Genomic DNA, 23194 nt, shown 5'->3' on the forward strand with positions numbered 1-23194 from the left:
GGACGTTTCCTCTTGATTTCGGTTGCGGTCTGGGGCTCGCCCCTCATCCGGTCTTCAGTCGCGCCGGTTGGGCAGCGCATCTGGCGGATGAGGGGCGATACCCCGGGTCTCCTCCTCAGGAGGCCGCCTTGATGGACAGGCTTTCGAGATAGGCCGACGGATTTTCCGGGTCGAAGACCTTGCCGTCGAAGAAGGTTTCCTTGCCGCGCGAAGTGGAGGCGGGAAGATCGGCAACGCCGAGATCCTTGGCCGCCGCGCGCCAGATATCCTCGCGGTTGACCTTCTCCACCAGCGCCTTCACGTCGGTGTCAGGCGCGAATTTGCCCCAGCGGATGTTTTCCGCGATGAACCAGCTGTCATGGCTGCGGAAGGGATAGGAGGCGTGGTCCTGCCAGAACTTCATCTGCAGGCCGGTATTTTCGAGCACGCGGCCGTTGCCGTAATTGATATTGCCCTTCAGGCGGCCAAGCACATCCTTCGGCGGCACGTTAAACCATTGGCGTTTGCCGAGAATGGCGGACATTTCCTCCTTGTTCGCCATCTCATCGCACCATTGCTGCGCCTCCATCACGGCCATCAGCAGCGCCTTGGTGGCGTTGGGGTTCTTTTCCACCCAGTCGGCGCGCATGCCGAGCGCCTTTTCCGGATGACCCTTCCAGAGTTCGCCGGTGGTACAGGCTGTGAAGCCTATGCCCTGATTGACCAGCTGCTCGTTCCAGGGTTCGCCTACACAGAAGACGTCCATATTGCCGACCTTCATATTGGCAACCATCTGCGGCGGCGGAACGACGATGGTGGAGACGTCCTTGTCCGGATCGATACCGCCGGCAGCCAGCCAGTAGCGGATCCACAGATCATGCGTGCCGCCGGGGAAGGTCATCGCGGCCTTGATTTCCTTGCCCTCGGCCTTCTTTTTCTCGAAAGCCGCCTTCAATTTGGAAGCATCGAGCTGAACGCCGGTTTCGGCATATTCCCTGGCGACGGAAATGCCCTGGCTGTCGAGGTTGAGGCGGGCGAGGATGGCCATCGGCACCGGCACATTGTTCTGGGTTACCTTGCCGGTATGCATGAGATAGGGCATCGGCGTCAGAATATGCGCGCCGTCGATGCCGTTCGAGGCGCCGCCGAGCACGAGATTGTCGCGCGTCGCACCCCAGGAGGCCTGTTTCAGAACCTCGACATCCGGCATACCGTGTTTGGCGAACAGGCCCTTTTCCGCCGCAATGATGAGCGGGGCGGCATCGGTAAGCGCGATAAAGCCGATTTTTGCGCCTTTCACCTCGGGCTCAGCAGTGGCTGCGAAAGCACCGGACGGAAAGGCCACACGCACGGCGCTGACAAGGGCGGCGGTGGCTGTCGTCTTCAGTATCGTGCGGCGGCTGACATCGCCGGAGAATATCTTTTTCATTCGCATGTTCCCCTTATTGGGCCACCTCTGCGGGTGACGTTTTCGCTTGCGAAAAAACCTGAAAATAAAAAAACGCCGCTCGGTGTTTGCGCCTGCGGAACGGGAGGTGTTCCGGGCAGCAAAACCTTGCGACGTCTATGTCTTTGAAAGCGCCTATGCCGCGCTCTGCTTGCCCCGATCGCCGTTGACCGGTGCAAACAGGAAGGAGCAAAGAGCGTGCCAGTTTATGGATTCAAGAATATACTGTTGAAAAATAATGATAATTCTTGGAATTCAGGCAGTTGATCAAATTTTAATCAGTATCATTTTTGTCTACCGTTTATGCAAAATAAAAAGTTTCGCGCTTGAAATTTGCGCAACCTGCAAGGCCTGACGCCAATCACGTCTCTCCGGCAGGCGGTGAAAACGGCGCGGATGTACGCACTGAAAAGCCGTTTACATAGCCCGCAATGTCGGCAGGATCGAAAACGAGGCCATCCACGAAACGGTCCCCCTTTTCCTGCCCTTCAATGCGGATATCGGCATCGCCGGGCGCATTGGTGTCTCCCAGTGCTGCCCGATAAATATCCGGCCGATAGGCGGACAGCGCGGCTTCCACGCCCGCTTGCGAGAACTCCGCCTGCCCCCAGCGGATCATCTGGCTGTAAATCCACAATGCCTGGCTCCGGCGCGGATAGTTGGCATGGCCGCCGTGGAAGATGAAATATTTGTCGATCACCCGGCGGTTGCCCTGGCTGTCGATTGAGAATTCGCCGGCGAGCACATGACGGATGATGCCTTGCGGCGCGCCAATATAACGGGGATCGGCGAGCGCCCGGCTCAGTTCGTCGTGATTTTCCGAAAGGTCGCACCACCGCGCTGCCGCATCAAGCGCCGTCAGCAGCCGGCCGACCGTTTCCTGCTGGCTTTCGGCCCATTGGGGCCGCATGCCGATGACCTTTTCTGGCGCGGAAGGCCACAGATCCTGCTTGGCCGCAACGATCCTGCCGACACCGCGCTCGGCGGCGACGATGTTCCACGGCGCACCGACGCAGAAACCGTCGATGGCTCCTGCGGCGAGTGCATCCGACGTTAATGGCGGCGGCACGACCACCAGCTTGACGTCATGATCGGGGTGAATGCCGCCAGCAGCGAGCCAATAGCGAAATTCGTAATTGTGCGACGAAAACGGATAGGTCATGCCAAGTGTCGGGGGTGCTTCGCCCCGCGCCCGCATATCATCGAGCACCTGCTTCAACGCCTTGGCATTTTCGAGCGCTCCCGCCGTTTCAGACAGACCCGTCAACGCCTTCATTCGCGCAAAAAGCCGGGTCGAAAGCGTGATGGCATTGCCGCCGCGCCCGAGTGAAAAGGGCGTGATCGTCGGCGAGGGGTTGGAGCCGAGCCCCAGCATGGAAGCAACGGGCATTGGCGAGAGCATATGAGCGATATCGAATTGCCGGAAGGCCAGCCTGTCACGCACATTCGCCCAGGACACATCCTTGACGAGATCGAGCGTCAGGCCTTCGCGGGCGGCGAAACCGAATTCGGCCGCCGCGATCAGCACGGACGCATCGACAAGGGGAATAAAACCGGCGCGCAGAACCTTCTGCCGGTCGCTGCCCACGATTGCGGGTGCACCTGCAGCTTGTGTCATTCCACTTTTTGATCCGGCCGTTTTTTCCGGTGCCGCCATATCATGCACTCCTCGACTGTCCAACCGGCGGGGTTCGTCACATCAACAGACCCGCTGCGGTGACCACGCTTTGCGCGATCTCGGATATTTTCTTTTTCTCGTTCATTGCCGTTTGCCGCAAAAGCGCAAAGGCCTGCTCTTCGGAAAGGCCGCGCATCTTCATCAGGATGCCCTTGGCGCGCTCGATGATCTTGCGTTCCTCCAGCGCCGATTTGGCGTCGGCAAGCTCCCGCTGCAGGCGGCTGAAAGCGTTGAAGCGGCTGACCGCCATATCGAGAATGGGTTTGACCCGCTCTTTCTTCAGCCCGTCGACGACATAGGCGGAAACACCCGCCTCGACGGCGGCCTCGATGGAGGCGGTGTCCGAACGATCAACAAACATGGCGATCGGCCGGCCGACCGTGCGGGTGAGCTGGAACAGATGCTCCATCATGTCTCGGTTGGGGTTTTCAAGATCGATGAAGATGACATCGGGCTGCAGCGTCTCGATGGTGCGCGCCACGCCCTGCACCTCATGGATGACCGTCACCCGTTGATATCCGGCCTCGCGTAGCCCCTCCTCGATGATCGAGGCGCGGATCGCGTTTTCGTCAATAACGAGAATGGTCAGGTCGCGAAGCGTCATGGCAGCATTGATGACGCAGCGCAGCAAACTTGGCAATCGGCAGCGGATGCAAAAATGAGGCGGAGCGACAATGGAGGCTGTTGCCCTCCCCGCCAGAGATGTCAGGAAGCGTGTTCTACCGCGCGTTCAAGCGCCTTCAAGACCGTGCGCTCGGAAAGATTGAGATAGATTTCCATCTCGTCGCTCGCGTCAACCGCCTTGCCCTCTTCCATCAGAGACAGGATCTTGCTGTTCATATCGACGAAGGGAGAATGGAGCTGTTCGGGATCTTTCAGCAGGCCGAAACAAAGCCGGAGTTCGGCGGCGATGCGCTCGTAAAAATCGCTGAGACGGGCGCTGTCGAGAAGATCGACCACGGCGGCGTGGAACTTCATGTTGGCGCTGCCCACACCCAGCCAGTCCGCCTCTTCACGCTTGACCTTTGCATCCTCGACCGCCGCGCGCATTACCCGAATCGCCGAATGCTTGTGCCATGCCTGGCGCAGAGCACCGCATTCCACCATACGTCGCACGCGGTAAATATCGATTACGGAGGACATGGTGGGAACGGCGACAAAAACGCCGCGATTGGCCTCATGACGCAACAGGCCATCCTTCGTCAGAAGACGGAAGGCTTCGCGCAGGGAATTGCGGGAGACATCGAAACGTTCGCTGAAGGCTGCTTCCGAAAGGCGTTGCCCCGGCATCAGCTCACCGGAGATCAGCAAGGTGCGTATACCCTTCGCCAATCGATCCGCAAGCGGAAGACCTTCTATCGTTTCCGTCATGGCGCTTCTTTCCTTAAGGCAATGCAGCATCGGGAATTCCGTGACAGGCAAGTTCGGACACGGCATGATTGCCCATAGCACAAAGCTTTAGCAAAGCACGAAAAAAACATGATTAAATCCTGCCCACGACGTCCAACAAATAGACAAAATGAAAGAACGATAACTTTATATTGTTGAACAAAGTTGACAATTTCGCAGAACACGACAAGATCGGGGGCATAAAGCATCCGCGAGGGGCGGATTGCGACAGGAGCGGAGAAAATCCATGGAGCAAAAAAAGCTCACCCCGACTGCCGATATGAAAATGTCAAAACGCGCATCCCTGATGGGAGCGATCTTCCTGATGGCGACATCCGCCATCGGTCCCGGCTTCATCACCCAGACGGCGACATTCACCACCCAGCTTGGCGCAGCCTTCGCCTTCGGCATTCTTGCCTCCATCGTCATCGACTTCGTCGTCCAGCTTAACATCTGGCGTATCGTGACGCTGACGCGCATGCGTGCATCCGATATTGCGAATGCCGCCATTCCCGGCGCCGGCTATCTGCTCGCCATTCTCGTCATCATCGGCGGGCTGTTCTTCAATATCGGTAATATCGGCGGCACCGGCCTTGGCCTGAACGCCATTTTCGGGCTCGATCCGAAAATCGGCGGCGCCATCAGCGCGATATTTTCCATCGCCATCTTCGTTTCCAAGCGGGCAGGTCTCGCTGTCGACCGGTTCATCATTTTCGCCGGCATTCTGATGATTGTGCTGACGCTGTATGTGGCCTTCGTCTCCGCTCCGCCGGTGGGCGATGCTTTCCGCCAGACCTTCCTGCCCGACACGATCAATTTCGCAACCATCACCACCATCGTCGGCGGCACCGTTGGCGGTTACATCACCTATTCCGGCGCACACCGCCTGCTGGATCGGGGAATGGTCGGCATTGAAAATCTTCCGGCCGTCAACCGCGCCGCTCTGACCGGCATCGCCGTCACGGGCATCATGCGTTACGTGCTGTTTCTCGCGATTCTCGGCGTTGTCGCCAGCGGCGTCATCATCGATACGTCGGGCCAGGCCGCAAACCCCGCCGCGCAGGCCTTCCGTTCGGCTGCCGGCGATCTCGGCTTCCGCCTCTTCGGCATCATCTTCTGGGCAGCGGCCATCACCAGCGTCATCGGCGCAGCCTATACTTCCGTTTCATTCCTGCCCGTCTTCAAGCAGGATATGAGCGAGCGTGCCCGCAATATGGCGACGGTCATTTTCATCGCAGTCTCGCTCGTCTGCTACCTGCTGATCACCACGCCGCCCGCCGCCATGCTGGTCTTCGTCGGCGGCCTCAACGGCCTCATCCTGCCGATCGGCCTCAGCATCTTCCTGTTTGCGGCGTGGAAACGCGAAGACCTGATGGGTGGCTACCGCTATCCGCGCGTCCTGCTGTTGCTCGGCGTTCTGACTTGCGCATTGACCTGGTACATGGGCTACAAGTCCGCTGGCACCATCTTCGGCCTGCTCGGCCTGTAATAAACTAGTGTTTTTACGCATTTTCCGGACGCAAAACCGCTACGCACTTTTGCTGGAAATGCTCTAAAGGGAGGCAAACATGGCCGCTATCGATCTCAACAGCGATCTTGGCGAAAGTTACGGTGCGTGGAGCATGGGAGATGATGAGGCGATGCTCGCCATCGTTTCCAGCGCCAACATCGCCTGCGGATTTCATGCCGGCGACCCGGCCGGCATCTACCGCACCGTCAAGGCCGCCGCCGAAAAAGGCGTGGTCGTCGGCGCCCATGTCTCCTATCCGGACCGCGTCGGCTTTGGCCGCCGCGATCTGGACGTCACCTCCGAAGAGCTGATCGCCGATGTCATCTACCAGATCGGCGCGCTGAAAGGCGTTGCCGCCGCTGCGGGAACCACGGTGCGCTACGTCAAGCCGCACGGCGCGCTTTACAACCGCATCGCCAACGACGCAAAACAGGGGCAGGCGGTCATCGACGGCATCAAGGCCGTTGATCCCTCGCTGGTACTGATGGGTCTTGCCAATGCGCCCATCCTGGATCTTGCCCGCAAGGCAGGCCTTGCCGTCGTTGCCGAAGCCTTCGCGGATCGCGCCTATACGCCGCAAGGCCAGCTCGTCTCACGCAGGGAAGCCGGCGCCGTTCTTCACGACGCCGCCAAAATCGCTGACAGGATGGTGCGGCTTGCCCGCGAAGGAACGCTGGAAGCGATCGACGGCAGCATCGTAAAAATCGAGGCGCAATCCATCTGCGTGCATGGCGACAGCCCCGGTGCAGTCGCCATTGCCCAGGAAATCCGCCGCCGTTTCGAAGCCGAAGGTATCGTTATCCGCTCTTTTGTCTCCATTCTCTAAAAGGAGCGGCCAGTGACCATACCGACATCCTTTCTCAATCACACCGACGCGGAAGCCGCGCGAAAGGCCCGCGCCACCTATCGCGGCGGCCTCGTCGCGCCCACCTCCGGCGTCGCGCCCGGCTTCACGCAGGCCAACATGATCGTGCTGCCGCGCGACTGGGCCTTCGATTTCCTGCTTTATGCGCAGCGCAATCCCAAACCCTGCCCGGTACTCGATGTTTCCGATCCCGGCTCGCCCACCACGCTTCTGGCTCCCGGTGCCGATCTCAGGACCGACCTGCCGCTCTACCGCATCTGGCGAGACGGCAAGCTTGCCGAGGAAACGCCGGATGCAACCGCGGCCTGGGCGGAGCGCGACGATCTCGTCGCCTTTCTGATAGGCTGCAGCTTCACCTTCGAAACGCCGATGGTGGAAGCGGGTATCGAAATCCGCCACATGACCGACAAGAGCAATGTTCCGATGTATCTGACCAACCGGCCGTGCCGTCCGGCGGGTCGGTTGAAAGGCAATATGGTCGTTTCCATGCGGCCGATCCCGGCTTCGCGGGTCGCCGATGCCGCGACCATTTCGGGGCGTTTTCCGGCCGTTCACGGGTCGCCCGTGCACGTCGGCGCGCCGGAAGAGATCGGCATCACCGATCTTGCGAAACCCGACTTCGGTGACGCGGTACGGATCGAGCCCGGCGAGGTTCCGGTGTTCTGGGCCTGCGGCGTCACTCCACAGGCCGCCGTCATGGCGTCCGGTGTGCCTTTTGCGATCACCCATGCGCCCGGACACATGTTCATCACCGACATTCCCGATTCAGCCTATCACGCGTGAGGATATGATGCGTTTTCTCCCCGTCAGCCTCACAACCATTCTCGTTGAACTTGCCGATCTCGACGAAACGCTGGCGCTTTTCGCCTCGCTTCAGAACGATCCGGTCGAGGGCATCGAAGAGACGGTTCCGGCTGCCCGCACCCTGATGATCCGATTCCGCCCCGAGAAGATCGGCGCGCAAGCACTGGTCGCACGGCTTTCCAGCCGCGATCTCTCGGCAAAAATCGCGCCTTCGGACAATCTCGTGGAAATCCCCGTCCACTATAATGGCGAAGATCTCACCGACGTGGCCGAACTGACCGGCATGAGCGTCGATGAGGTCATCCGTCGCCACACCGAAAGTGAATTCACCGTGGCCTTTTGCGGTTTCGCGCCCGGCTTCGGTTATCTGGTCGGCGGCGATCCGGCCCTTCACGTGCCGCGCCGGCAAAGCCCGCGCACCCGCATTCCGGCGGGTTCGGTGGCGCTCGCCGGCGCATTCAGCGGCGTCTATCCGCAAAACAGCCCGGGCGGCTGGCAGATCATCGGCACCACGCCGGTGAAGATGTGGGATATCGACCGCGATCCCGGCGCGCTTTTCCAGCCGGGTTATCGGGTGCGCTTCTTCGATATGGACAAGTCCGGCAGGACAGTCGATATTTCTGCCTCGGCACCGCGAACCTCCCAGCCGGATGCAGCAAGGGAAGGCCCGCATTTCGAGGTGCTCGCAGCACCCATGCCAGCCATATTTCAGGATCTCGGCCGCTTCGGCCAGACCGGACAGGGCGTATCGGCCTCCGGCGCGCTGGATCGCGGTGCTTTTAACGCCGCAAACCGCATTGTCGGCAATCCGGTCAACACGCCGTGTCTCGAACTCACGCTTGGCGGTTTTTCCTTCAAGAGCACAAGCCGCGCGGTCATTGGCATTGCCGGTGCACCCTGCCCCGTCACCATCAAGACGGCGGATGGCAGTTTCACAGTGCAGACCCATGTTCCCGTCTCCCTGGAACCCGGCGATGTCGTCACCTTTGGTCAGCCGCAAAAGGGCATGCGCTGTTATCTTTCCGTCCGCGGCGGGTTCGATGTCGAACCCGTGCTCGGCAGCTTCGCGACGGACACGCTCGCCATCGTCGGGCCAGAAAGCGTGGCCGCGGGCACGATACTGCCGCTGAAAGGTGAAAAGGCGGGCCTCTCCAGTGTATCGATCAACGAGGTTCCGGCCTTCGAACCGCCGGCAACCGGTGAAGTCGTGACACTGGACGTCGTTCTCGGCCCCCGCACTGACTGGTTCACGCAGAAGGGTATCGAGACCCTGACCAGCCAGCTCTGGCAGGTCACCCCGCAATCGAACCGCGTCGGCATCCGCCTTGCCGGCGAAGTGCCGGTGGAACGTAAGGACAGCGCCGAATTGCCGAGCGAGGGCACCGCAACAGGGGCGATCCAGATTCCCCATAGCGGCCAGCCCGTCCTCTTCCTTGCCGACCATCCACTGACCGGTGGTTATCCCGTCATCGGCGCGGTTGCCGAATATCATCTCGATCTTGCCGGGCAAATCCCCGTCAATGCCAAAATCAAATTCCGCCCGATCGGCCCCTTCGCCGAAATCGCGGCCAAAAACAAATAATTTTGAGGAGAAGAGCGATGAAAAAAGTGCTGATTGCCAATCGTGGCGAGATCGCGGTGCGGATCATCCGCGCATGCCGCGATTACGGCCTGCAATCGGTCGCCGTTTATGCCGACCCCGATCAGGATGCTCTTTTCGTCCGGCTGGCGGATGAGGCCTTTGCGCTGGAGGGCGTGCGCCCCGCCGAGACCTATCTCGATATCGCCAAGCTGATCGCGATTGCCAAACGCGCCGGTGCGGATGCCGTGCATCCCGGTTACGGTTTTTTGTCCGAACGCGCCGAATTTGCGCGAGCCGTTATCGATGCCGGCCTTAGCTGGATCGGCCCAGACCCCCATGTCATCGAAGCATTGGGCGACAAGGTCGAAGCGCGGCGTATCGCCACCGGTGTTGGCGCGCCGTTGGTCGCCGGCAGTGACGGCCCGGTCTCTACCGCTGCCGAAGTCACCGCCTTTGCCGAAAAACACGGCCTGCCCGTCGCCATCAAGGCGGCGCATGGTGGCGGTGGACGTGGCCTGAAGGTTGCGTGGAAGATGGAAGAGATCGCCGATCTCTACGAATCCGCCGTTCGCGAGGCGACAGCCGCTTTCGGCCGTGGCGAGTGTTTTCTCGAACGGTTCCTCGACCGGCCCCGCCACATCGAGGCGCAGGTTCTGGCGGACAAGCATGGCAATGTGCTCGTGCTCGGCACCCGCGACTGCTCGCTGCAGCGCCGTAACCAGAAGCTGATCGAGGAGGCTCCGGCTCCATTCCTGTCTGCCGAACAGCGGCAGAAAATCCACGATGCCGCAAAGGCGATCTGTGCTGCGGCAGGTTATTCCGGTGCCGGCACCGTCGAATTCCTGCTCGGCGTCGATGGCACGATTTCCTTCCTGGAGGTCAATACGCGCTTGCAGGTGGAACATCCCGTCACCGAAGAAACCACCGGCATCGATCTCGTTGTCGAGCAGTTCCGCATCGCCGAAGGCCACAAGCTGCGGGTTCTTGAAACGCCGGAACCGCGCGGCCACTCGATGGAATTCCGCATCAATGCCGAAGATCCCGGCCGGGGTTTCCTGCCCACACCCGGCTCGATCTCGGTCTTCGACGCGCCCTCCGGTCCCGGTATTCGCATGGATAGCGGCGTCGTCAGCGGCTCCAGCGTGCCCGGCGTGTTCGACTCGCTGATGGCGAAGCTCATCGTCACGGGTGCGGACCGCGATCAGGTTCTGCGCCGCGCCCGCCGTGCGCTTAAGGAATTCCGTATCGAAGGCATCGCCACGGTCCTGCCGTTCCATCGCGCCGCAATCGAGACGGAGGACTTCATCGGCACGGACGGATTCAAGGTTCACACCCGCTGGATCGAGACCGATTTCGCCGCCATGCCGGATGCGATGGAGCGCCCGGCACCGGTCGAGGACCCTTCCATCACAAGGACCTTTCTGGAAATCGACGGCAAGCGCGTCTCGGTCGGTCTGCCGAGCCTGCTGCTATCCGGTCTTGGCGCCGCCAGCGGCGGCAACGCTTCTGCGCCCGGCGCTGCGGTCAAAGAGAAGGAAGGCGAAATCACCGCCCCGGTTTCCGGCACCCTGCAATCCTTCAAGATAAAGGATGGTGAAACCGTTTCCGAAGGCGATCTGCTGGCGGTCATGGAAGCCATGAAGATGGAGACGCAAATCGTCGCCACCAGGGCCGGCAAGGTGCGCCTGATCGTCAAGGAAGGCGATTATCTGCAGGCTGGCGCAGCACTTCTGGAAATCACCGGCTAACGCGAAGACAGCCGAACCGCCAACCACTCAGGGAAGGCGGCACCCACAATCGATGCTCGGTCGGCACCGGCGGCGGAACCCTTTCGCCGCCGGTCCGTTTATGGCGCGACCTGCTAACCATCGTGAGGGAAATATGGCCGGACGCACCTTGCTTCAGTTCTTCCATTGGTATTATCCGGACGGAGGGAAACTATGGAGCGAGGTGGGCGAAAAAGCCGAAAGCCTTGCGAAAATGGGAATCACCGATGTCTGGCTGCCGCCCGCTTACAAGGGCGCCGCCGGCGGTTATTCGGTGGGTTACGACACCTACGATCTCTTTGACCTCGGCGAGTTCGACCAGAAGGGAACTGTCGCCACCAAATATGGCGATCGCGGCGCCCTCGAACATGCGGGCCGGACGCTGAAGGAAAACGGCATTCGCGTCATTCATGACGTCGTTCTCAATCACAAGATGGGTGCCGACGAAAAGGAAAAGGTGCGGGTCCGCCGCGTCAATCCCGAGGACCGCACCGAGATAGATGACGAGGATTTCCAGGCACTTGCCTATACCAAGTTCACCTTTCCCGGACGAAACGGCAAATATTCCAAATTCATCTGGGATCTGAAGTGCTTCAGCGGTGTCGACCACATCGAGGAACCGACGGAGGACGGCATTTTCCGCCTCGTCAACGAATATGGCGATGGCGAATGGAACGAGGAAGTCGATCAGGAAAACGGCAATTTCGATTACCTGATGGGTGCGGACGTCGAATTCAGAAACAGGGCGGTCTATGAGGAACTCAAATATTGGGGCCGTTGGCTTGCCGAGCAGGTTCAGGTCGACGGGTTCCGTCTCGACGCCGCTAAACACATCCCGGCCTGGTTCTTCCGCGACTGGGTCGGCCATATGCGCGACACGGTCGATCCCGATCTTTTCGTCGTGGCGGAATATTGGCACCCCGACATAGAGGCGCTGAAAAGCTATCTTGATCTGGTCGACAAGCAGCTGATGCTTTTCGATGTCGCCCTTCACCACCGTTTCCACGACGCCTCCAAACAGGGCGGCGATTTCGACATGCGGACCATCTTCGAAGGGTCGCTGCTTTCGGCTGTTCCCGACCATGCGGTCACGCTTGTCGACAATCACGACACCCAGCCGCTGCAATCGCTGGAAGCGCCGGTTGAGCCGTGGTTCAAGCCCCTGGCCTATGCAATTATCCTGTTGCGCGAAGAGGGCGTTCCCTGCGTCTTTTATCCCGATCTGTTCGGCACGCGTTACACCGACACCGGCAATGACGGCAACGAACATGAGATCGACATGCCGGCGATCGAATGCCTGCCGAAGCTCGTCGAGGCTCGCAGCCGTTTCGCCAACGGCGCCCAGACGGATATTCTCGACGATCCGAGCTGCATCGCCTTTATCCGCCACGGCACCGCCGATGAGCCGGGTTGCGTGGTGGTAATGTCAAATGGCGAACCGGCGGAGAAGCAGATTGATCTGGGCCCCGAACATGCGGGCGCGGCATGGCGCGACTTTCTCGGCCACCGGGACGAGCGGATTACCCTTGATGAGAGCGGTAAGGGCGTGTTCCCCACCAATGGCGGCAGCGTCAGCGTCTGGGTTCCTGCCGAATCCGAGTGAATAACAATCGCTTTAACCAACGACACCGTTCATTCGGCGGATACGAGACGGCGCGGGCCAGCGCCGTCATCGGCCAGAACATCGTCCGGATTGCGTAAGGGACAGTCATCCAGCGAAAGGCAACCGCAACCGATGCAGCCGGTAAGCTGGTCGCGCAGCATAATCAGGCTGTTGATGCGAAGCTGTAGCATTTCCCGCCAGGACTGCGAAAACCTGCGCCAGTCAGCGGCCGTCGCCACCCGATCCTGCGGCAAATCCGCCATCGCATCCCTGATGATCCCAAGCTGGATACCAGCCCGCTGGGCGATGCGGATAATCGCGATACGCCGCAGCACGGCGCGATGATAACGGCGCTGGTTGCCGCTGGTGCGCCAGCCTTCTATCAATCCTTTCGCCTCATAAAAATGGACGGTGGAAACGGCGACGCCGCTGCGACGCGCAACCTCGCCAACCGTCAGGCTGTGTTTAAGTATGGTATTTTCCATGCCGGCTCCGGTTTTCTGAACGATCTCCGCTCTTGAAAAACGCGGAAATATATTAAAGAGCAGCCGGTATAATTCCTCAACCATAGTTGAGGTCAATAGACCAGATGGCCAAAAAAAGAGGCGCCCGATGGGCGCCTCTGAAATCTTGGATATGGCCGGCATCAGAATTTTGCTGTCATGCTGATCCAGAAACGGCGGCCTTCCATGACCGTGTTGAAATCATCGGTGCCGACATCCTTGTCGAAGACATTGTAAACGGCAGCATTGAGATCGACATTTTCGGCGACAGCATATTTCGCGCCAATATCAAGCGTGGTGTAGGCCTCATATTTGCGCCCGGCCTTGCCGTTGATCGTCACCGGCGTACCATTCGTGCCGATGCGCGGGCCGGCATTGATTTCCGATCCGTGATAATTCACCGAGGCCCAGGCTTCCAGCCCGTCTATCGGCGTTACCCAGTCACCCCGCAGATTGGCCATGTGCTCGGGCGTGCGCGCCAGCGGGAAACCTTCGTAGTCGCCAGTCTTCTGTTCGGAATGCGTGTAGGTATAGTTGCCGCGCAGCGTCAGCTCCGGCGTCGCATACCAGGTTGCCGTCAGTTCCACACCCTGAATGACCGCATCATCGATATTGTAGTTATACCAGAGGCGATAATTGCGATCCTCGCTCCAGCGGGCCGGCGTTCCATCCGGATTGAGCACCAGCGCGTTGGAGATCTTGTCCTTGAAATCGGTGTAGAAATAGGTGGCGCCAAGAGTGACATCGCCATTATCCCAGAGCGCGGCCACTTCGTAGCTCGTGCTCTTTTCCGCTTCCAGACCGGGATCGCCGATGATCACGCCGCAGGTGCCGCTCGGTCCGTAGGTGCAACCGCCACCGCCCGTCGTATAGGCATAACCCGGCGCAATCTGGCGGATTTCAGGCGCGCGGAAACCGGTGGAAATACCACCCTTGATCGTCAGCTCTTCCGTCGCGCTCCACACACCGTAAAGGCGCGGGCTGAAATGATTGCCATATTTCTCATGGTTATCGAGACGAAGACCGCCCGTCAGCGCGAAATTATCGACGATGCGCCATTCATCCTCGACAAAGAGCGCCCATTGCGTCGCCGAGAAGGTTTCATCAACACTGGTGCGCCGCCCCGGGTTCTGGTCCGTCAGCCGCGCCTCGAAATATTGACCGCCCGTGACCAGCGTGTGGTTGCCAAACAATTCGAAGGGCGTGGTGAACTTGCCATCAAGAACGGTGTTGCGAACCTCCGGCGAGCGCGGATTTTCCGTGACGCGTCCCGTGCGGGTATTTCTGGTGAAATTGGTGCGCTCGGCCCATTCCTGCTGGAAGGAGAATTCGGATGTGGTCGGTCCCCAGCGGCCGGTATGCGACAACGACCAATGGTCGCGCGTATTGGTATTGTAGGTGCCGTTGGCGTCGGTCGCCGCCAGTGTCTCGCCCGGCTCGGCGCTGCGACGCAGCCGCGTCTTGCCGCCTTCGAGATAAATGTCGTGGTCTTCATTCGGCGTAAAGGTCAGACGGCCGTTGAAATCATATTCCTTGGCGCCGGTGGTGCCGCTCAGAATACGGTCTTCGCCGCGGTTGAAGCCCCTGCCCCAGACCTGAAGGCCCAGCTGGTCCTTGAGGATCGGCCCGTTGGCATACCAGGAGACCTGGCCGCTATTGCCGAATTTGGAATGCTGCTGAACCGTGCCCTCGGTGGTGACGGAACCGGACCAGACATCGCCGACCTTGCGGGTGATGATGTTGATGACGCCGCCCATGGCGTCGGAACCGTAAAGAGACGACATCGGGCCGCGCACGACCTCGATACGCTCGATGGCCGAAACCGGCGGCACGAAGCTCTGCTCGAAGCCGGAATTACCATTCGTGCGGGCATCGCGGGTGCTCTGCCGTTTGCCGTCAACAAGCACCAGCGTGTAGGCGCCGGGCAATCCGCGAATGAAAATGTCCTTCTCATTGGCGATGCCGGTGACGGATACACCCTGAACTTCGCGCAAGGCGTCGGTCAGATCGCGATAGGATCCCTTTTCAAGATCCTCCCGCGTCACAACCGTGATGCTGGCGGGAGCGTCTTTCACATTCTGCTCGAAGCCCGACGCGGTGACCACGATCTGCTGCAGGACGGTGGTTCCCTCGGACGCCTGCTGTGCGAAAGCGGGCAATGCGGCGCTGAGCGCCGTTCCTGCCAGTGCCGCCGAAAGGCCAGCCTTTATTATCGTCGCGGCCATATCCCGGCCGCGGTACTTCAATTCCATGTTACGCCCCCGCATTTAACTTGAGAATTTAACCCCACTTATTTAGGAGGGAGTGCAGGCGCAACGCGTTTGTTTTCGAACAGTTCTAAATTCCAGAAATTGCAAAAAGGGCTCCGCCATTCGGCAGCGGGGTAAAAAAACAGCAAGATGACAACCGGCAAGAGAAAAGAAGAACCAGCTTCCCCGACAAAGCCGGACAGGCTTGGACAGCTGAAACTCCTTGTCGCGTTCGATGCGTTGTTGCGTGAAGGAAGCGTCAGCCGCGCAGCGGCAGGCATGGGACTACCGACATCATCGATGAGCCGGATATTACAGCAGCTGCGCGAGAAATACGGCGACCAGCTGTTCTTGCGCACCGGCCAGGGTCTGCGGCCCACCCCCTTTGCCGAGACCATGCGGCTGCGCATTCGGTCACTGGCGGCGGAGGCGGAAAACCTGATCGATTATTCACAGGAAAAAGCCGCAGTCCCCGCCGCCGCCAATGTTAGCGGCTGGGAACGGCCGGTGCTGATGAAGGCGCCGCCTCTTTCGCTGCGCCCCAGCGTTCTTCTCGAAGGTCAGCCGACACCGGAAAATATCGCGGACCGCCTTGCCCGCATCGGCCACAATGCCGATCCGCAGCACAGGCTCGCCAAATATATCGCGACCTCGGCGATGGGCATCGGCAACAGCCGCCCGCTCAGCCAGCAAGAGGCGATGGACGCGCTCTCGATCATTCTCGAAGGCGATGCAGATCCCATACAGATCGGCGCGCTGCTTGCGACCATGCATTATCGCGGTGTGACCGCGGCAGAGCTTGCCGGTTTTATCGAAGCCATGTGGGGCCATATAAAAATAGACCAGCAAGCGCCCGCATCGGTCGATCTCGACTGGCCCGCCTATATGTCGCCCAAACATCGCGATGCGCCCTGGTTCCTGCATTCCGCACGTCTTGTTTCCATGGCGGGATATAGCGTGCTGTTGCACGGCCATGTGGGCCAGGGAGAAAATGGCGGCAAGCTCGAACTCGCCGCTGAAGCCTGCGGGATACCGCTCTGCCACTCGATTTCTGAGGCGGCCAAGGCCACGGCTTCGCAAGGGATCGCCTATCTGCCGATCGGTGGACTGTCGTTACAGTTTCAGAGCCTGCTTGGCCTGCACGGCATTCTGGAAATGCGCCTGCCGCTCAATACGGTCGTGCATCTTCTCAATCCGCTTCGCGCCAGAAGCACCATCATCGGCGTCGCCCGCCCCTCCTATCAGGAGCTTCATCGCGATACGGCGCGGCTGCTTTCCGTCGAGAGCTTGGCCATTCTCGGCAATACACGGGATTTCGCGCAGTTTACCCCCTTTCGCAGCACCCGCATCTTCGGTCTTTCCAAGGGCGAGGATGTTGAGTTCGTCATTCCCGCCCGCGAAACTCCACCGGCCGAAATGCCGACCATGTTCACCACCTTCGAATATTGGCGCGCCGTCTGGACGGGGGCGGCGAGAGACGAGAGAGCGGAAACCATCATCGTCTCCACCGCAGCCATCGCCCTGATGCTGGTCAATGATATGATGCTGCCTTTCGAAGAGGCCTATGCCCGCAGCCTGCGGCTATGGAACGACAGGGCACGCAATTTCGCCACTGCCTAGGCGTTGGCGACTGATTTTTTCAGCGCCAGATATTCCCAGAGGGCAACGAGCAGCAGAATGCCGGTGCTTGCCAGTTGCAGCACAAAAAGCGGCACGCCCGGCACCGGCAAAAGCAGGCAAAGTGCTGCTACGCCTGCAAAATGCGAGATGGGTCGCTGATAGGTGGCGGCAATCTTGACGCCGATATTACCGGCCAGAAACAGGATCGGACCGCCAAGAATGGCGATGGACTCCCTCATCGTCGTCCCTTCATGGGCATGAGACAGGCTGAAATCCTCTCCCACTGCCGTCAGGATAATGCCGGCCACGATGGGCAGATGCCCGTAGTTGAAAAGATTCTGGGCAATCTTCGCTTTCTCGTCCGCATGTTCAGCCTTTCTGGAAGCCTCTTCCTGTCCGTGATGGAAATAGATCCACCACATTGTCACCGTGCTGACGAAGGCAGAACAAAAGACGATAAATGTCAGGCCGGAGTTCATATATTCCGTGGCCGTGCGGCCCGTGGTGAGGATCGTTTCCCCGAGACAGATGATGACGAAAAGCGCACAGCGCTCCGCAAGGTGCTCGCCGGAGAGATGCAGCTTGTCCGCATCGCTTGCTTTTAATCCCGGCACGACATAACGGCAGGCGGGTCCGGCATATTCGATCGCCAGCGCGATACCCCACAGCAGGATGCGATCCGTCAGATCGGCGAGCCCGCCAGCGAGCCAGAACAGGCTCGATATGACGAGCCAGATCGTCACCCGCACAAAAACCAGAAAAGACTGCCGGTCTTCTCCCTTGAAAGCATAAAGCGCAAACAGGCTTCGGCCCACCTGCATGGCGCTATAGATCAGCGCGAACACGAAACCCTGTTCCGCAAATGCCTCCGGTAGCGCGATTGCCAAAAGCACCCCGCCGAACATCAGAACGAAGAGCAGAAGCCGGACCGGCTCCTTTTCCGTATTCAGCAGGTTGGTGATCCATGTGGTGTGTATCCACAGCCACCAAAGCGACAATATCAGAATGCCCGCCTCAAGTGCGGCCGTCGGTCCAAAGTCCTTGGCAAGCGCGTGGGAAAGCTGGATGAGCGCGAAAACAAAGACCAGATCGAAGAACAGTTCAGGAAAGGTCGCCTTTTCGGCCTCCTGCCCTTCCTTTTTGATCCAGCTTTGCGCATCCGGTTTCGGCCCGGACGTTTCGCTCTCGGTTCCCATTCTGCCCCTGTTCGTCAAGTATGCGTTATTGCGATTGCTTCATCGCTGCGACAGACGGTCTTCTTCAGCCGAAGTATCAATGGTTGAGGCTCGGCCCGGAAACTGCAGCGCCCGTGCATTGTCGGGATAAAAACGCGGGCCCACCAGACGCACTTTCTTGCCGGAGACATCGGTAATGTAGTCGGATGCGGTCTCTATAGGCGAGACTGCGGCGCTACGGGTCTTTATGGGTTCCAGAGTGCTGACCTCCAGAGGCTGAGCGAATATCGGGTAGCTCGGCGCGGAGATGAGAATTGCCGCGAGAAGGAGGGGCTTGGGAAACATCGGAATATCCTGACACAATTGACTGCGCCATAAACAGCCCCCGTCCGGTTTGGTTCCCGCCGTCTTTCAGCTATCCTCGTCCAGATAGGTGCGATATTGCACATAGTCCGCGCTTGTCTGCCCATCGACGATTTCCGGCGGCCGACCCTTACCTCCGGTTAAATAACCCGCGTCTTCAAGTCCCGCCTTCAAAAGCTTTTCAACGGCCATGTGCCGGGGCAAGGCAATGTCCGCCATGTAAAGAGCGACGGCGAGCTCCATATCGTCCGAGAAAACCATAATGCCAGTGATCCGTTGAAGTGATGAAATAGAACGTGGCATCTCAGCGAAGGTTCAATTTCATGAGTTCGAAGCCTGACGTTTTCTTTGTGCTCCGGATTGCCGCTCGCCAGTCGGACTGGCTGTTTCTCGCCCCCGCCCTGTCGCCAACACTGTTTAGTGCTCTTCAACGACGGTCCTGCGGTGGTGACTTATGCATGAAAACCGCTTTTCCCGTCTCTATCACGGTCAGTTCGGTTAAAAAACATCCGGACTCAAGCGATTGAAACCAATAGCGGAAAAACGCAAACGAAAGCTAATCGGCACTTAGTTTTCACTACCTTGCATTAACCATAGATTGCCATTTGGCAGGGATATTCGTTTAGACATCACCAGCCTCACACCGAATCTTTCGAATCTTGCAGGAACGACCTCAATGTAACTTCAGACGGGGTTTTCCGCAAGCTGAGGCGGGGTTCCGCGGCTACTCACCCCGTCAGCCCCTCTCCATCTCGTCCTGCCGCCCGCGGAGCTGCGCCAGAAGCATGGCCTGAAGATCGAAACCACCCTCATGGGCCTTGCGTGTCAGATTGCGCAGATATCCGCCGAGTGAGCTTATCTGATCCGCCTTTTGAAGCAGGCATGCAAGGATGGCCGCAGTTCCCTGCCGTCCGAAGGTAGCCATGGCATCCTGATAAGCTGACTGGCTGACATTGAACATGGTTTTGATCACGGATGTTGCCACTTCGAGATCACGCCAGCCGGTGACGGTTCCTCCAGGGGCATAGAGGGAAATATCCGGGCAAGCCTTCAAAACCAAAACAATATCAGGAACAAAAAATTGCTTATGAACAACAGGCTTGGGCGGATGTGCTGAGGGTTTTGCGCTGATGGCTGCGGCATAGGCTGGCTGGATGCCAACCGTGCTTGTGGGTGGAACGCTAGCCGGTTCACGAAAATCCTGCGGTTTAGATATGGATTCGGATTCTGAATTCTTTATGAGGCGCTCATTTTGGCAGTCATTGCCGCCCATTTTTTCAGATTTTTCAATATTTTCCAGATAGTTGGTCACTTCAGCGCGCAGAGAGACCAGAAAACCGGCGATTTCCTTGAGTTCGGCAGGCTTTGAATTGCGTCCAAGGGAACGGGCGATCGCATTATAGCGCGTCTGAAACCCTTCGAAGGTCTCGACCTTACCGCTTGCAGCAATCATTTCGCAAAGCTTCTGGATATCGCGACGGCAAAGGCTGATGTTTTCACGAAGGCGCTGAAGATCGAGCCGCTCACGAACGATACGGTCGGCCAGCTCCTCGATTTCTGATTTGCGGGAAAGAAGCGGTGCGAGTGAAAAACCATAGGCCTCGCTGATCTCTCCGCCCCTGTGTTTGCGGGCATAGCGTTTTCCATTCGGGCTATCCTTGCGGATGATGAGGCCGGCTTCGACAAGGGCCGAGAGATGCCGGCGCAAAGTCTGTTCCGCCATGCCATGGGCACGCAGCGATAATTGCGTATTGGAAGGGAAAACCACCAGTCCGGCTTCGCTGGACAGTTCGTTTTTCGGATAAAAACTCAAAAGCGCGTTCAAGACTGCGAGAGAACGATCGGTCACACCGAGCAATGGTCTTGCTTCACAGACCGAACGATAGAGTTTCCATTTATCGACCGTCTCAGTCTTTTTGTTCTTTTGCGCGGCAAACTGGGTTGCGAGAACGCCAAACGACATCGCTCGCCGCCCAAATGGCGTCGTTACACATATGCTGTCCATGTCTTTCACCTTTCACAAGGCAAAAGAAAATCGCTCACCGAAAAATTCGATGCCAAAGACTCTTGACTATGATTCGCGGAAATGAGATTCTTTGGTTGCTTAGATCAAAGAAAGGCTTCCGTGCGGCAACGTTCGGGGGCTTTTTTCTTTTGTGATGCGTCTCCTGTTAGTCGTTAAGATTAGAAATCACTGCTTGGACCGGTATTCGGCAAACAGCGCCTGAAGATGTTCCAGAACGAAATCGGCAAATTCCGGCGCTTCGTTCTTGTCGATGGATATGTCCAGCTTTCGGTCGCTCTCGACAACCTTTGCCAGTCGTCCGCCTGTTTCCGATGACCAGACACCGGTCTTTTTCGCCTGTGCTTTGGGTTTCAGAAAATCGAGAAGCGACTTGAAACGTTCTTCCGAAAGAAGTGAGGCAACGGACGGTTCCCTTACATAGGCGCGCGCCGCTTCCTTGACCTGCGATGACGAGAGCTGATCGGCTAGATCCATCCAGTTGCGGCGGCCGACGCTTGGCGCCGGGCCAATGAGATCAACCAGATCCTCCGGAATGCGGCCGACAACAGAGAGCATGTTGGAAAGGTCGCCCTTATGCAGCGACATTGCGGCCATGATCGTGTCCCTTGGAAACCGCATCTGCAGTTTCTGGGCAAAGCGGGCCTTTTCGATATAGGTGAGGTCGCGGCGCTCGTTGTTTTCCTGCCCCTGGGCAACAACCAGCTGTTCATCGCTGAGATCGCGCACGACCGCTTTGACGGGAATACCGAGGCTCGTCACGGCACGCAGGCGGCGATGACCGAAGGCGACCTGATAACGGCCCGGGAAATCGGGATGCGGGCGCACCAGAATGGGGACCTGCTGGCCCTGCTCGCGAATGGCTTCCACAAGACCGGCATCCGCCTCTTCCGAGGCCGGCATGCGGTCGGGAATGAAAGAGGGATCGATATCCGCCGGATTGAGAGAAACGATTGTCAGGCCCTCTGCGAGCTGCTTTTCGATCGCTTCAGCACGCTTGGCGCGTTCTGATACCTCGTTCAGCGACTGGCCGATCATGCCGACAGGCGAATTGACGACATCCGTTACAAGTTCCGGAGAGCCGAGAATTGGCCGGATGCGTGGTCGCGACCGCTCTGGAGTGGCGTCATTGTTGTCGGTACCCGGCGTGCCGAGATTGGCGAATATCTGTTTCCTGCTCATGCTGCCCTACCCCACGCTTTTTTAATCAGTCCCTCGATCTCACCATTGACGTTGTTCATGGCTTCCAGCGCGCGATCATAGGTCGAGCGGGTGAACTGGGTTCTTTCCACTTCAAACAGCGTCTGGTTGGTCAATCCGGCATCCGAGACGGCCGTGCTCTTGAGCATCGGGTGAATGAGGACGTTTTCACCGAAGATCGAGCGCAGGAAAGCAACCATCTGGTTCTGCGGCCCATCGCTCGGTTCGAAACGAGTGATGAGATAACGCATCCAGTTATAGTCGGAACGTGCGCCAGCCCGGCCGATTTCAGCGAGAAGATCACCCGTCATGGCAAGGAACTGGTTCATGGACATCACATCCAGCATTTGCGGATGAACGGTGACGAGAACCGATGTCGCAGCAGTCAGTGCAGAAAGCGTCAGGTAACCGAGTTGTGGCGGGCAATCGATGACCACCACGTCATAGAAGTTCTGGGCCTGGGCGATAGCCTGACCGATGCGGGCGAAAAACAACGTATCGCCCGGTGCGCGGCGCATCAAAGCGCGCGGCGTGTCGTGTTCGAACTCCATAAGCTCCAGATTGCCGGGAACGATATGAAGATTGGGAATATAGGTGCCGCGAACGATCTCAGCCATCGGCCGGCGTTCATCATCGTAGCGGATTGCGCCATAGAGCGTTTCGTTCGGGCCGACATCGATCTCCGGCTGGTGGCCGAAGAGCGCAGACAGACTTGCCTGCGGGTCGAGATCGATGGCGAGCACGCGGTAACCGCGAAGCGCCAGATATTGCGCCAGATGCGCCGAGGTCGTCGTCTTGCCCGAACCACCTTTGAAGTTCATGACGGCGATGACCTGCAATTCTTCACCGTCACGACGATGGGGCAGGTAACGACGAGTGCCGCGTGCGCCCTGATCGAGAAAGCGCCTGATCTCGTCCATGTCCTCGACAGAATAGGAACGGCGACCGGAGGCCTGCGCTGCATCCAGCTCGGGACGCTCGGCGGCGATCTGACGAAGATAGGCTTCGCCGATACCAATCAGCCGAGCGGTTTCAGCAGGCGAAAAATGACGCATGCTCTTTTCGGTATGGGGTGAAAATGTATTTGCGTTATGCGCCTGCAATTGGGCTGACAATGCAGCCGAATGCTGTTGTATAAGGCTCGTGAGGTCGGGTGCCCCTGCAGCAAGTCTTGAGTCGGCACTCTGTGTCATCTGTCTTCTTTCGCTCGATATTGCAGTAGCGGTTTTTTCCGAAAAAGGCGGTTTTTTCCGCAACTGAGATATAAGCGCCGATTCTCTTTTTGGCGCAATAGGCTTTTTTCCCAGATGCGAAAGTGCCGCTAAGGCATTGTGGAAGAATCAGATTTGCGTTTTGTGACAGTTTGACGGTTAGCCGCGGCTAACTTCGCTTTTGTTCACGCGGCGATGTCGCTTTTTTCCATTGTTTTACGTCGTTG

At 58.7% G+C, this 23194-nt stretch carries 19 protein-coding genes; 7 read left to right on the top strand and 12 right to left on the bottom strand.

The window, feature by feature from the left end; translation table 11 throughout:
- Nucleotides 1-115 precede the first annotated feature (115 nt).
- From JZY08_RS19950 to JZY08_RS19965, 4 genes are all read right to left on the bottom strand, one after another.
- Nucleotides 116-1408, bottom strand: coding sequence for a CmpA/NrtA family ABC transporter substrate-binding protein (locus tag JZY08_RS19950; RefSeq protein WP_216333342.1), 1293 nt, complete (start codon nt 1406-1408; stop codon nt 116-118).
- A 379-nt stretch (nt 1409-1787) separates the two neighbouring features.
- Nucleotides 1788-3083: a CmpA/NrtA family ABC transporter substrate-binding protein gene (locus JZY08_RS19955; RefSeq protein ID WP_216333343.1), complete on the bottom strand. Its 1296-nt coding sequence runs from the start codon at nt 3081-3083 to the stop codon at nt 1788-1790.
- 37 nt (nt 3084-3120) lie between these two features.
- Nucleotides 3121-3708: an ANTAR domain-containing response regulator gene (locus tag JZY08_RS19960; protein ID WP_216333344.1), complete on the bottom strand. Its 588-nt coding sequence runs from the start codon at nt 3706-3708 to the stop codon at nt 3121-3123.
- Between the two features lie 101 nt (nt 3709-3809).
- Nucleotides 3810-4475, bottom strand: coding sequence for a GntR family transcriptional regulator (locus JZY08_RS19965; RefSeq protein WP_216333345.1), 666 nt, complete (start codon nt 4473-4475; stop codon nt 3810-3812).
- Nucleotides 4476-4740: 265 nt separating this feature from the next.
- On the opposite strand from JZY08_RS19965, the gene JZY08_RS19970 reads away from it, so the two are divergent.
- From JZY08_RS19970 to amyA, 6 genes are all read left to right on the top strand, one after another.
- Nucleotides 4741-5982, top strand: a complete 1242-nt coding sequence (locus JZY08_RS19970; RefSeq protein ID WP_026363401.1) for an NRAMP family divalent metal transporter — start codon at nt 4741-4743, stop codon at nt 5980-5982.
- 79 nt (nt 5983-6061) lie between these two features.
- Nucleotides 6062-6829: a LamB/YcsF family protein gene (locus tag JZY08_RS19975; RefSeq protein WP_216333346.1), complete on the top strand. Its 768-nt coding sequence runs from the start codon at nt 6062-6064 to the stop codon at nt 6827-6829.
- A 12-nt stretch (nt 6830-6841) separates the two neighbouring features.
- A complete protein-coding gene (locus JZY08_RS19980; protein WP_216333347.1) occupies nt 6842-7651 on the top strand; it encodes a putative hydro-lyase in 810 nt (269 codons plus the stop codon).
- A 7-nt stretch (nt 7652-7658) separates the two neighbouring features.
- Nucleotides 7659-9254, top strand: a complete 1596-nt coding sequence (locus tag JZY08_RS19985) for a 5-oxoprolinase/urea amidolyase family protein (protein WP_216333468.1) — start codon at nt 7659-7661, stop codon at nt 9252-9254.
- Between the two features lie 17 nt (nt 9255-9271).
- Entirely contained in the window at nt 9272-11002 is a 1731-nt protein-coding gene (locus tag JZY08_RS19990; protein WP_003497983.1) for a biotin carboxylase N-terminal domain-containing protein, read from the top strand.
- 133 nt (nt 11003-11135) lie between these two features.
- Nucleotides 11136-12623, top strand: a complete 1488-nt coding sequence (gene amyA / locus JZY08_RS19995) for an alpha-amylase (protein WP_216333349.1) — start codon at nt 11136-11138, stop codon at nt 12621-12623.
- A 29-nt stretch (nt 12624-12652) separates the two neighbouring features.
- Here the strand turns inward: amyA and soxR are convergent, their stop codons facing one another.
- Together soxR and JZY08_RS20005 are read right to left on the bottom strand one after the other, a co-directional pair.
- Nucleotides 12653-13108, bottom strand: a complete 456-nt coding sequence (gene soxR, locus JZY08_RS20000; RefSeq protein WP_035242944.1) for a redox-sensitive transcriptional activator SoxR — start codon at nt 13106-13108, stop codon at nt 12653-12655.
- A gap of 161 nt (nt 13109-13269) precedes the next feature.
- Nucleotides 13270-15378, bottom strand: a complete 2109-nt coding sequence (locus tag JZY08_RS20005; RefSeq protein WP_216333351.1) for a TonB-dependent siderophore receptor — start codon at nt 15376-15378, stop codon at nt 13270-13272.
- Between the two features lie 147 nt (nt 15379-15525).
- Between JZY08_RS20005 and JZY08_RS20010 the strand changes: the two genes are divergently transcribed.
- Nucleotides 15526-16995, top strand: coding sequence for a glycosyl transferase family protein (locus tag JZY08_RS20010; RefSeq protein ID WP_216333353.1), 1470 nt, complete (start codon nt 15526-15528; stop codon nt 16993-16995).
- Here JZY08_RS20010 and JZY08_RS20015 read toward each other — a convergent pair.
- The 6 genes from JZY08_RS20015 to repA all read right to left on the bottom strand — a co-directional run bounded on the left by JZY08_RS20015 (nt 16992) and on the right by repA (nt 22949).
- The gene (locus tag JZY08_RS20015) at nt 16992-18191 is read right to left on the bottom strand and encodes a low temperature requirement protein A (RefSeq protein WP_003497992.1); all 1200 of its coding nucleotides are present in this window, start codon (nt 18189-18191) and stop codon (nt 16992-16994) included. The genes JZY08_RS20010 and JZY08_RS20015 overlap by 4 nt on opposite strands.
- A gap of 39 nt (nt 18192-18230) precedes the next feature.
- Nucleotides 18231-18515 carry a hypothetical protein gene (locus tag JZY08_RS20020; RefSeq protein WP_216333355.1) on the bottom strand — a complete coding sequence of 95 codons (285 nt, stop codon included), beginning with the start codon at nt 18513-18515 and terminating at the stop codon, nt 18231-18233.
- A gap of 66 nt (nt 18516-18581) precedes the next feature.
- Complete coding sequence (locus JZY08_RS20025; protein WP_003497996.1) at nt 18582-18794, bottom strand: hypothetical protein; 213 nt, start codon at nt 18792-18794, stop codon at nt 18582-18584.
- A 475-nt stretch (nt 18795-19269) separates the two neighbouring features.
- Nucleotides 19270-20538 carry a plasmid replication protein RepC gene (gene repC, locus JZY08_RS20030; RefSeq protein ID WP_216333469.1) on the bottom strand — a complete coding sequence of 423 codons (1269 nt, stop codon included), beginning with the start codon at nt 20536-20538 and terminating at the stop codon, nt 19270-19272.
- A 186-nt stretch (nt 20539-20724) separates the two neighbouring features.
- Nucleotides 20725-21738 (bottom strand): plasmid partitioning protein RepB, encoded by a 1014-nt coding sequence (gene repB / locus JZY08_RS20035; RefSeq protein WP_216333356.1) that lies wholly within the window; start codon nt 21736-21738, stop codon nt 20725-20727.
- Nucleotides 21735-22949: a plasmid partitioning protein RepA gene (gene repA / locus JZY08_RS20040; RefSeq protein ID WP_080600398.1), complete on the bottom strand. Its 1215-nt coding sequence runs from the start codon at nt 22947-22949 to the stop codon at nt 21735-21737. Before repA ends, repB begins: the two co-directional genes overlap by 4 nt.
- Nucleotides 22950-23194 lie beyond the last annotated feature (245 nt).

Origin of the sequence: Rhizobium sp. X9 (assembly GCF_018873185.1) — a bacterium.
GTDB classification, from domain to species: Bacteria; Pseudomonadota; Alphaproteobacteria; order Rhizobiales; family Rhizobiaceae; genus Agrobacterium; species Agrobacterium oryzihabitans.